A 10,456-nucleotide genomic window follows, 5' to 3' on the forward strand; every position below is an offset into this window, starting at 1 on the left:
TTATGCTTTGTGACCCGGGGGCACTAGTTCTCCAAAAGGCTTAGATTTTGGTGCGAGGGTTGAAAAGCGTGCGAGCAATGCGACGCAAAAAGTCCGACGGCCCACGTCGTACCAAGCCGTAGCCGCGTGAAAACCGCCATGTCCCCCACATCAAATTGCCGGCCAGGCGCAGCGGGGCTCCGACGACGGGGTGGGTCGCCGTGAAGATGCGTCTCCAGTGCTGGATACGGACCATCCGACGTTGTGCACATTTTGCCGGGATTCTGGTTCCAAAGAAATGATGCATGGCCAGGAGCTGGGTGTCGAGCGCATTACGGGCGGTTCCATCCGACATGGATTGCTGCAGTGACGTCCAATCCACGTCATCGCTTTCCGCCAATCGTGCCAGGTCATGAAGGTGCCTGAGATCTATCCTTCCGCGCCAGTAATCTCCCTCCTTGAGAAGGTCGTGCACCATCCAGTGCATAGCGCGAGACTGAGCGGTAGGAATTTTCACCCGAAGGCCGCCTCGCTGAACAAGCTTGGGGGGGTGACAGCCGTTCGCTCGGCTCGAGCGGAGCTCCAGCATTCCGGCGTCCTGCTGGCGGGCCATGCCTCGAGCGCCCGCCACATCGACGTAGCCAAGCTCTTCAAGACAGGCTCTGGCGACCGTCTCTTGGCGCGGATTCACAGCTAGATCAAGGTCACTCGTCATCCTGCTGGGAATCCGGCCGGCCGGTGAAAGGAACAACGGAATGGCACCCTTGAGCAGGAGCGGAACGATATCGCTGCCGTTGAGGGCCGCAACGGCTTCACGCAATTGGGAACGCAAGCGCAGGTTCCGTTCCCGATTGCAGTCGTGAACGAACCGAAGATACTCACGCACGTCCTGCGGGAGTTGGTGGATTTGTCCGGCACGCGCGAGGGAGGAAAACAAATCGGGTGTGAGCAGAGTGTGATTTGCCAAAGCAATCACTGCCTGCCAGTCGGCCCTGTCAGTCGGACTGCCGCGAAGTCCGGCGACCAACGCCTCAAGCGCGTTGCCCCTGCTCATCATCGGCACGCTTGTGATATAAGTTGTACCGCATCATCAAGCTTCGAATAGTTCAGGCAATAGGTTTCGGCCGATCCGATGAGTTGGGTCAGAACTTCGAACGCGGTGCCACTCAGCTTTCCGCCGGGTGCAAGCGCGCCGTTGAGAAGGCCGCGCAATGCGTTGGCAGGATCGACCGGCTCCAGGCAAGCCTTCGAACCGTGGCCTCGACGCAGCAGGACCACACTGCCGATGGGCAGGGGAGAAAGAGCCAAGGGCGCCGACGCCTTGGGCACGGCAAACCGGACACGCCTACGGTCGGGCCGGCGGCAGACTGGAGCATCGTCGAGATCGGGGCAGTATTCGGCCAGAAGCGGCCATGCCCCCGCCTTGACCGCGCAGGCAAACGGCAGGCCAACGCCGCGCCCCCTGGAGTCCAGCAGAGTAACATCATCAGCGGCAAAGCCGAAGCCTGCATGGATCAATGCCAAAGTCAGTGTTGTCTTGCCCGCGCCCGGATTGCCGCAAAGAAGGACCATACGTCCATTGCTGAAAAGGCCCGCCGCATGGAGAGCAAGTTCATAGACGCCGTGGTCGAGAACCTCGTTCAGCAATTGCCCTTTCAGCGTGACGGCTAGTTCGTCGGGAGGGCAGGACAGAATCCAATTACCATCCCGGAACAGATGGATCCGTCCATCGTGCTCAACTACCTCGAGTAGAACGTCGGCAGCCTCACTTCGAACCTCAAGATGCCGAAATACGGTGATTGCGGGGAATGCGTAGGCTGCTGGATAGACGATCCGAATGTTGAGGCCCGCAACGGCGACCACCTGGCTCACGAGTTCCTGAGCGGCTGACGGAGACACAGGCACGCGGGGCCGTATCAGGCTAAGCCGCTGCCAGTCCGCGAGCGCCGCCTCGACATGCCTGTTTGCCTCAAGCCTTTCAACGCCCCTGCGCATCATCTCGACCGAAATGGCTTGCGGTGCCATGCCTTCTTCCAGACAGCGCCAGATGTCGGCAGCAGTGTCGTTGATGGCGAAAATGGCCTGGTTTGTCGGGCTGAACAGGACGTTTCTTTCCCTGACGCGTACCAACCGTCCTTGAATTACAAACGTCGCAGGACTGTGATCGGCGAGGCGCGGTGTCGCAGTTCTGTCAATTGCCTCGTGCTGATTCATCGCGGTGACGGTCCAAGCTGTTATGGCAAAGCGGGTGTGTTCGATGGGCGAGCAACATGCATTGTCGTCACCGAGGGCTGCGATTTCTCACAGCACTTCGTCGGAAAACCTGGCCACATTCTGATGCGCTGCGATCCACTGGAGGTGCGCCCTGCTCCAGTAGCTCCTGGCGTCGGCGCCGGTCAGCACTCTGAAACCAGACGGCGGCAGCGGCAACGCGGAGGGTATTGGCGCGTCGGGCAGCCACAGCAACACATTGTCGCGACTTTCAATCGTCAGCCGCCATGTTCTTTCCAGGCGACGGAATCCACGCATGTTAGCCGCAGCCAACGCAAAAACCGATTCCGCAATCCGCAACCTGGGTGACTGGTCGACAGCTTTGATCGGCGCCTGATGTGTGATTTCGCCCTTGGAGAGAAAGGCGTGCATACGAATGAGGGATCTGTCGATCCGCACGGTTTGGCCTGTTCCGTCCCGTTCGTTTGATGCAGGATCCAGGCTGATCCCTGAGAAACATCCGTCGAACAGGCAGTCTTCAACGATGCCGCTGAGGAGATAGTCGTTCTCCACCGCATCATCCCTGATTTCGCTGAGCCAGCAGCCTTTTAGCCGAAAGCCGTCGGCGTGCTCTGCGAAACGAATGCCATCCCAGCAGCGACGCGCACGGATACCCTCTATTGTCGCGTCGGTGGTTCCGTCCCTGACAAGCAGAGCGGCGCTGTTGCAATAGGTGTCGCGCCAATCAGACGTTAGCGGCACCTGACCATCGAAGCGCCCTCCGGTAAGGCGAACGCCGGGGCAGTTGCGGATGACGAGGGGATAGCGATTGACGGGCAACGGCCCCTCGTCGCATCCCGTCATCGCGCTGGGATCGCTATTTCTGCTGTTGGCAACCGTGAAGGAAGCATTTCGAGCGTCGATTGTTGCTCCCGGCTCGAGGTTCTTAATCGATTGCTGTTCGAATCCATAGGCACCTGCCAGGACGAATTCCTTGCCTTTCGGCGTCTGTCCCCCTTGCGCTGAGCCCAAGCCCGGCAGCAGGGCGATCAGGGGATACAGGCCGGCGGCGCCCATGAATGATCGGCGGTTCATTGTGGTGCCCATTGACCTGCCGGATCGCCCAGCCGACGCCGTTCGAGACAGGCCAAAAGCACCGCCTCCAGAACCCTTTCGGCGACATCTTCGGGCGATGCCAACCTTTCCACGTCGACCGCCGCCAGCACGCCGACGTGATCTTCCGTTTCCATTCCTCTCTCAAGATCGGCCGCAATCTGGCGGCAAGCACAGTCCGCAGCCGACCAGAGATGACCGCCGCAATCAGGAGATGCCCTTTGCATCCGCGAGGACCGATCGCCCCTTTTCAGAAGTCGATTTCGTGCCAGGCCGATCTCGCCGCGCAGATGGACAAAAACCATGTCATGCATGCCAATGGCGAACAAGATGTCAAGCCACCTCTCCGAAGTTGCCCGATGCTTAGCTTTAAGCGATATTGAGAGGAACCCCTGCAACAGCCCCTGATCCATAATAGTGATAGTATTCTTTCCCTGCCTCTCGGTCTGGATATAGGCAACCAAAACTGAAAGGTTCCAGATAACCCTGATTGCATCGACAAACGACGATTGGCCACTCTCGATGACAAAACGTGCAATTCGGGCGAGCAACGAGCGAAACTGACGGTCCTTGAATCTCGGGGCAACAATACCGATCCTGTGGATCTGGCGGTCGATGAACGTTCTTGTCCCCCACGCTATTCTCACGTCGCCTGCCAGCGGGCCGCACCGTCGCAAGTCGTTCGCCAACAGGGTGGAAGCGGTTGTCTTTCCGATCCCAGGGAGACCAAAGAATTCGACGAATCGAATGTCTGTTTGAGGCGCGCTTGCTTCAAGGCTTGGCGGCAAGCCTAGCGCCAGCTCGCTAGTTGTGTGCGGAATCATTGGGTTCGGTTGACGAGGTTGGTTCTAGGAAGACAAAGGGACATGGCGGAAGCTCAATGTTGAAAGAGCTGAGTCCCAATTCTCGCGTACAGCTTTGGGCTCTCACCAAGCCCGCTCTGCATTGATCGTTGCCTGCCGCGGTAGAAGATGAGCAAAGCCAAGGGCAGCCAGAAGAAGGGCGCTGTTGATGGGCCGAAAGAATCGCTCATCTGGTTTGCGGCGATGTAGTTGAAAACGGAAACCGACGTTCCGAGCACCATCACATTAATTTCCGTCGAGTGGTCCCCCCTGTCCTTATCAAACAATGTACTGAGGACAGCGCTGACAACATATGTCACGACCACGAGTACCATCACTGACATCAACCCGACGCCGGGCACCCCCAGTGTTCTAAAGGCGTCGATGAACAGGTTGTGGCTATGGGGAGCAATATCGCCCACCCACTGCCCTGCGCCGACCCCCATAAACGGATGCGATAGGCCGAGGTCTATCGATATAGACCACAGCCGCTGCCGCGAGATGACCGAATGTGCCTCGCCTCCGGACAATTGGAGGGCGAGCAGATTGTAAGCCCGTGGATTGAGGTACTGCAATGCCACCAGGCTCGCTTCCAGCAATATCGGAGCCGTAACCATACCCGCGATTACTGCTACTGGGCTCTGCTTTCTTCTAACCAGATAGAAGCTGTATATTCCGAAGAACGCTCCGAGGCCTGCAACGCCGAGAACGAAATTTGTCTTTGAGCCCGATTTCACCAAACCCAGGAGCACCGCAATGATGCAGCCCAAGAGGAGAACACGGTGGGTGCGGGATGAGATCAGCTTCGCGGCGACAAGCGGCAGAGCAGCCGACAAGGCGATCCCGAGTTGGTTAGAGTGCTTGAAATAGCCTTCCGCGCGATCGGCAAATCTGGCATCGCCCAGCCCGATTGCGACTAGACAGGATGTTGCAACACTCATGATGATCATCGCCATCACTATCCTATCGATTGCCACGAGACCCTTTGGTCTGGTGGAAATCGCTGCGACTGCTGGAATAATCGCGAAACCGAACACCTGCGCAAAAACCGCGCGCATCGTCCTGATCGGACTGTCGGCGTAAAGCATCGACAGTAGGGACAGAACCATGATGAAAGCAGATATGGCCAGCACCGCAGTCGCCAGTGCCGCTTCGGTCCGATGGAGGCGTCTTGCTGTTTCGGCATAGGCACCGACGCTTACCAGGGCGCAGAACAGAGCAAGCAGGAAGGAAAGCGAGCCATCCGTTCCGGCAATCCGCGTGGCGCCAGGGAACCAGATGGACACGATCAGCAAAAGAACGGATACCTGCAGCATAGATGGGATGTCACACCGAACGCGTGATCTAGGAATTTCGTGCCGACGCAACTCTGCCCTGATGCGCAACGTACAGCGCCTTGTTGGCAAGCTGCCGCATGGCAGGTGAATCTCCGCATACCTATTTCACGAGCAGCCTAGGCTCAGCGGATGGACATGGAAATGTGCGAAAAGGGTGCATTGGGACAGGGTGCACTACGCCTTTTGTGCAAAGCGGCTGAGGTGCAGCGATTTCCCACAACTTGATCGACAGTCGGCCAGTCAGTGCAGCCGGATTGGGTGTTGGTACGGATTCGCAGATGTGGGAGACTCAGGTACGGCACTTTGAGTCTTCTGAGTCTTCCACACCATAGGAGATCGCCGTGCTTTGGGGCCTTGTCGCAGTCGGCGTGATCGGCATTTTGCTGGGATTTCGTTTTCGAGCGGCTGCGCTCATCATCATGACCGCGGTGACCGTCGTGATCGGCGTCGTTGCGGGCGGCATCGGCAGTTTGTTTGACTGGGGCCGCCTGGTTTCAATCCTGCTTCTCGTAATCGTTCTGCAGTGCGCCTATTTGCTCGGCCTCGTCCTTGGCGTCATCTGGCGCCGTGACATGTCACGCGAGCAATGACGATCCGCGGCTGCATTTTTCGCGCCCCGGCGCCGGAGCTGTTCGCCGTTGTTTTGCCGCCAGGACACGCCGGCGTCTTTGCGGCAACGACATGCATGAGAGCAAGAATTTGCGGTGCGCTTTACTTAAGACGCATGGTCGAATTTCATCACGGCGAAGACAGTCCGGATGAGAATAACGACATCGGCCCACAGCGACCATTCCCGCACATAGCGACTGTCGATGGAGACACGACTGGGATAGTCCATCGCGTCTCTGCCGTTTACCTGCCACAGGCCGGTTAGCCCCGGTCGGGTTTTTAGATAATCGATCGCACAGGAGCCATAACGTTGCAGTTCGTCGGGAACGACCGGACGAGGGCCGACACAACTCATCTCGCCACGCAGCACGTTAATGAGCTGAGGCAGCTCGTCCAGGCTCGATTTCCTGAGAATATGCCCCAGGAATGTGATGCGGGGGTCGTTTTTGATTTTCCAATTCTGCTCCCACTCCTTGGCGGCTTCGGGATTGCTCGCGAGATAGTCGGCCAGGACCCGCTCCGAGTTCGCCACCATGGTCCTGAATTTATAGCAGGCGAAGCGCTTGCCATTGAACCCGACCCTGGTGTGGGAGAACACCGCCGGTCCCCCATCAGTCAACAATATCAAAAGGGCAACCGCCAGCATGACCGGGGCGGCAAGGACAAGTGCGATCGATGCGACAGCCATGTCCATGATCCTTTTGGGCCGGCCTCCAAGCGGACGGAGGTTTTGGCCGATCCGGATGCTGGGCCTGCGGCGCTTTATGTCAAATGCGCTGATTGTCACGGGTCTCACCAAGAAACGCGGTTGGTGTTGCTGCCCAACTTCACAGCGGCTTGGGATTCTTGGCAAGAGAAGCAAAGGAGGTAGCGGCGTACCCGGTGCTCGTTACTCCTAAGCCTGACCCGGGCGTCGATGGCGTGGTGTCTATAAGCCTTCTGATCAAACGGCGTATCACCTAGCATCCGTTTGCTGCGGTAGCAGTCCGGGCAGGTCGGCTGTATTGCCAAAGTCTGCATTGGACCTGGCTCAGCCACCAGGAGACCAGGGTGCCAACCGAATCCAGGCCGTCACGCTCGTGGAGATACAGGAACCACGTTTGATAAATGCGCAAGGCGCAAAGGCGTCCGTCAAAGCAATGCAGGAAATACACGTGCATCACGCCGAGACAAGATCCCCCTGGGCGGTTTGTCAGCTTAACGGACATTCCAGGCTTACAGTTCAGGCTTATTTGACAGTGGAGCGCGCAACGTGGTGTCCAGCTTGATGCCTTTACCGCGTGATTTTACCGCGGCGTCGTTTGCTCGTGATATTCGCGAGATCGAGCTTGCCGAAGTACTTGCCATTGTGCGCAAGCAAATTGCCTTGCTTGATCTTGATCTCTCCGGCCTCACCGTGGTCGTTGGCGCTACGACAGGATACCAAGCGGTGACTGCCACAGCGGCGGCGCTCGCCAATGCCAGCCGTGTCGTTGCGCTCGCCCGCATAACCTCCAGACATCCGAGCGTGGCGGCCATCGCAGATGCGACGTTGGCATTTGCCAAACACGCTAAAGTCTCCGAACGCATTGAAGTGACGAATCGCATCGGCAGCCGCAAATGGCAGGACGTCGACCTCGTCACCAGTTGTCCCCAGGTCGGACCGATTTCGAGATCTCTCATTGAACTCTTGCCCTCACATGCGGTGATTTCGCTGATGGCTGAACCATGGGAGCTTCGGCCGGGCTTTGTGGACTTCGACGCCTGTGAAGAGGCCGGCATCAAAGTCGCGGCTCCCAATCTCAGCCACCCAGCCATAGACCTGCTACCGGAATTCGCGCGGTTATGCTGCATCTTGCTCAGCGATGCTGGTGTCGATCAACGAGCCGCGAGGCTCGCCATCGTCTGCGACACGCCCTGTGCACCATCCCTTGAGCAGGCGCTACGCGCCGGCGGGGCGAGAGTAAGTGTTTTTTCGCATCCCATGCTCCTGACCGACGACACATGGGATGTGATCGTGGTCGCGATGAGGCCGTCCGACAAACCTTCAATGGACATTAACAGCCTAGGCCGTATTTCCCGGAACTCTCGCCAAGCGCTCCTAGTGCAGTTCAGCGGCGGCATCGATCGCTCTGCCGCGAGCTATTTTGGCCTCAGGGTCTGGCCACCGAAGCGGCTCACCCGTGGTCAGCTAGGCCTTCCACTTGACGTACTCGGATCGGCTCCAATCGTCCGCAGACTGACGGGAGGGCTGAAGGCTGCCGAAGCAGCATATCGTGGCGTAGAGCTTGGACGGGACAGCATTGGATTTCTGGTGACGGCGGGGTCCGCAACGGTTGGTGCCTAAGCACAGGCCCAGTGTGCCGTTCGCGACAAGGCGCGGACGGCGGCATCGACCTTTGGAACTTACCAGAACGGCGAACCCGTGGTCCCGCCCTTAACGCGCCCGGCGGTTCATATTGCCAAGCCGGCCAGGCAAAGACCGATCGGGCAGCCTTCACAGCAACATTTGTCTAAGCTTGTACGCTACCTCGGTGCGGTTTGTAGCCTTGAGTTTTTTCATGATATTTCGGATGTGGACCTTGACGGTGCTCTCACAGAGGTTGAGCTCGTAAGCAATTATCTTGTTCGCCTTGCCTGTCCTGAGCGCCTCCACAACCGCCGCCTCGCGTGTGGTGAACATGCCGGTGAGCGGACGGGCCCCGTTTGTGGTCGAGTGGATGATCTCTCGAAGAGCCAGCACGCAGCTGGCGGGGACAAAGATCCCTCCGGCACGAGCGAGACCGATAGCCTCGGCCGCGACCTTCACCTTCACGCTGGTAGGGATGTAGCCTCGGGCGCCGCATTCGAGAGCAGCGAGAACCTCCACCGGCTCGTCGGAATCCACCACGACGATTACGGGTGCGGTGCCAAACTCGGAAATGAAGTGCGAAAGTTCCGCCCGAACGCTCTGGTCCGTGACCTTTCTGGCGCCGAGAATTACGAGGATCGCGGACGGTTGCGCTTCCCCGGCAATGTGCTGAATTTCGTCGAGTGATCCGACCGCGCTAACCCGCCAAGTGGGATTGTGTTCGATGAGGCCGCGCGCAAGGCATTCACGTTCGAGTGCTCGCTTGTCGACAATCATGACCAAGCCTTCGCTTGGGCCTCCTTCATCGAGATCGGACCCGCTAAGACCATTCGCGTCCGGCAGATGTCCATTGTGTATCGGTCTTGTTGCGTCGTTCCAAAAATCGGAAATTTGGGGGTGTCCCATCGCCTTACTACTCCTCTCCGTCGCTCCCTTTTTGTTTTGCCCCCTCTCGCAAAATTCGGCAGAAGCGTGAACTGTACGCTCGTTCATCATGTGTCAGGTTGCGTAGTTGTTAACTGACGATTGGATTCAAGGAGTAGGGCATACGCCGCCCCAACGCACGGACGTATGGCTTCCTCGCTCCATGGAGGTAACCCAACCTGGAAGGCATACTACGATGCTGTGGAAAAGGCGCATTAATCCTGGTTAACAATTTGGTAATTATATCTTAGGTAGCTAATATACCTGACCGTACTACAATCTGTAATTGTATTTCGCCATGAGACACCAATAGCGCGAACTCAAGATCGTCCGAACTGGGACCGCCGGTTGACCAGTTCTGCCTCGACCACCAGCGAGCTCACCGGCTTATCGGCTATCGGTGACCCCCGAATTGTGGCTCTCGTACTCCGTTCGTATGCTTTGCGCGTGTTCGGCGTGAGCGCATATAGTCCCCAGCCCCGGCGCGGTTTCTCACAAACTGCCCGTCGGTTAGGCCCGGTGTCCTAGCCCCATCCCAACAACGGGTGCCGGGCCGCTCCATCAGAACTCCTCGTTGACTAAAGGCCCGCCACCCCATTTGCGAGGCGACGAGCCCTCGCCCCAGCCCACACATCTATCAAAGCAATTGCGGTGCCAGACGTACTGATCCGTAACGGGTCACATTTGGCCCAGCGGCGGACGAGCTTCCACAACGGAGCTCGCGGCAACGATAGTGGGATTTCATGGACGCGCGCCCAAGCGTATAACGATCCGGCAGTCTTCTTGCCTGACCTTGCAGAAGCGCAGACCGTGAGAAGACTGCCGGTGATAGGGTTGCAGACGGCCATGTCCATTAGAAGCCAGATCGGATCGCCCGGCAAAGTGCAGGCCCGCCTTTCGAATTGCATCGCGGCCGACCGCCGTGGATGAGGGTCACCGGACGGCAATTCTTAACCTGTCCTTTTCCAGTGCGAGGAGCGCCCGCGATTATCTGGCGGCGCAGGAGAAGAAGTCGCTGCTGCGCTTTCTGACCTGCGGTTCGGTCGATGACGGCAAGTCGACGCTGATCGGGCGCCTGCTTTCCGACACCAAGCAGATTTTCGAGGACCAGC

10 protein-coding genes are annotated in these 10,456 nt (G+C 58.2%); 3 read left to right on the plus strand and 7 right to left on the minus strand.

Going from position 1 to position 10,456, the window contains the following annotated elements; genetic code table 11:
- Positions 1-40: 40 nt before the first annotated feature.
- The 5 genes from NKI20_RS29310 to NKI20_RS29330 all read right to left on the minus strand — a co-directional run bounded on the left by NKI20_RS29310 (position 41) and on the right by NKI20_RS29330 (position 5,461).
- Positions 41-1,036, minus strand: coding sequence for a nucleotidyltransferase family protein (locus NKI20_RS29310; RefSeq protein ID WP_352837057.1), 996 nt, complete (start codon positions 1,034-1,036; stop codon positions 41-43).
- The gene (locus NKI20_RS29315; RefSeq protein ID WP_352837060.1) at positions 1,033-2,193 is read right to left on the minus strand and encodes a PqqD family peptide modification chaperone; all 1,161 of its coding nucleotides are present in this window, start codon (positions 2,191-2,193) and stop codon (positions 1,033-1,035) included. The genes NKI20_RS29310 and NKI20_RS29315 overlap by 4 nt, the downstream gene beginning before the upstream one ends.
- 87 nt (positions 2,194-2,280) lie before the next feature.
- Entirely contained in the window at positions 2,281-3,297 is a 1,017-nt protein-coding gene (locus NKI20_RS29320) for a hypothetical protein (RefSeq protein WP_352837063.1), read from the minus strand.
- Entirely contained in the window at positions 3,282-4,091 is an 810-nt protein-coding gene (locus tag NKI20_RS29325; RefSeq protein ID WP_352837065.1) for a hypothetical protein, read from the minus strand. The genes NKI20_RS29320 and NKI20_RS29325 overlap by 16 nt, the downstream gene beginning before the upstream one ends.
- A gap of 89 nt (positions 4,092-4,180) precedes the next feature.
- Entirely contained in the window at positions 4,181-5,461 is a 1,281-nt protein-coding gene (locus NKI20_RS29330) for an O-antigen ligase family protein (RefSeq protein WP_352837067.1), read from the minus strand.
- Between the two features lie 389 nt (positions 5,462-5,850).
- Between NKI20_RS29330 and NKI20_RS29335 the strand changes: the two genes are divergently transcribed.
- Positions 5,851-6,072, plus strand: a complete 222-nt coding sequence (locus tag NKI20_RS29335; protein WP_352837070.1) for a hypothetical protein — start codon at positions 5,851-5,853, stop codon at positions 6,070-6,072.
- A 125-nt stretch (positions 6,073-6,197) separates the two neighbouring features.
- Here the strand turns inward: NKI20_RS29335 and NKI20_RS29340 are convergent, their stop codons facing one another.
- Positions 6,198-6,785 (minus strand): sugar transferase, encoded by a 588-nt coding sequence (locus tag NKI20_RS29340; RefSeq protein WP_352606497.1) that lies wholly within the window; start codon positions 6,783-6,785, stop codon positions 6,198-6,200.
- Between the two features lie 561 nt (positions 6,786-7,346).
- On the opposite strand from NKI20_RS29340, the gene NKI20_RS29345 reads away from it, so the two are divergent.
- A complete protein-coding gene (locus NKI20_RS29345) occupies positions 7,347-8,417 on the plus strand; it encodes a hypothetical protein (protein WP_352837072.1) in 1,071 nt (356 codons plus the stop codon).
- 150 nt (positions 8,418-8,567) lie between these two features.
- On the opposite strand, the gene NKI20_RS29350 is transcribed toward NKI20_RS29345, so the two are convergent.
- The gene (locus tag NKI20_RS29350; RefSeq protein ID WP_352837075.1) at positions 8,568-9,197 is read right to left on the minus strand and encodes a LuxR C-terminal-related transcriptional regulator; all 630 of its coding nucleotides are present in this window, start codon (positions 9,195-9,197) and stop codon (positions 8,568-8,570) included.
- 1,069 nt (positions 9,198-10,266) lie between these two features.
- On the opposite strand from NKI20_RS29350, the gene NKI20_RS29355 reads away from it, so the two are divergent.
- Positions 10,267-10,456 (plus strand): hypothetical protein (locus tag NKI20_RS29355; RefSeq protein WP_352837081.1); only part of this gene is annotated, 190 nt, incomplete at its 3' end.

The organism is Mesorhizobium sp. M0830 (assembly GCF_040319965.1).
GTDB lineage: Bacteria > Pseudomonadota > Alphaproteobacteria > Rhizobiales > Rhizobiaceae > Mesorhizobium.

What these genes read in the sequence shown, in the direction of transcription:
- NKI20_RS29330 (WP_352837067.1), bottom strand. Translation starts at nt 5,461, where the DNA reads ATGCTGCAGGTATCCGTTCTTTTGCTGATCGTGTCCATCTGGTTCCCT.
- NKI20_RS29350 (WP_352837075.1), bottom strand. Translation starts at nt 9,197, where the DNA reads ATGATTGTCGACAAGCGAGCACTCGAACGTGAATGCCTTGCGCGCGGC.
- NKI20_RS29310 (WP_352837057.1), bottom strand. Translation starts at nt 1,036, where the DNA reads ATGATGAGCAGGGGCAACGCGCTTGAGGCGTTGGTCGCCGGACTTCGC.
- NKI20_RS29340 (WP_352606497.1), bottom strand. Translation starts at nt 6,785, where the DNA reads ATGGACATGGCTGTCGCATCGATCGCACTTGTCCTTGCCGCCCCGGTC.
- NKI20_RS29320 (WP_352837063.1), bottom strand. Translation starts at nt 3,297, where the DNA reads ATGGGCACCACAATGAACCGCCGATCATTCATGGGCGCCGCCGGCCTG.
- NKI20_RS29315 (WP_352837060.1), bottom strand. Translation starts at nt 2,193, where the DNA reads ATGAATCAGCACGAGGCAATTGACAGAACTGCGACACCGCGCCTCGCC.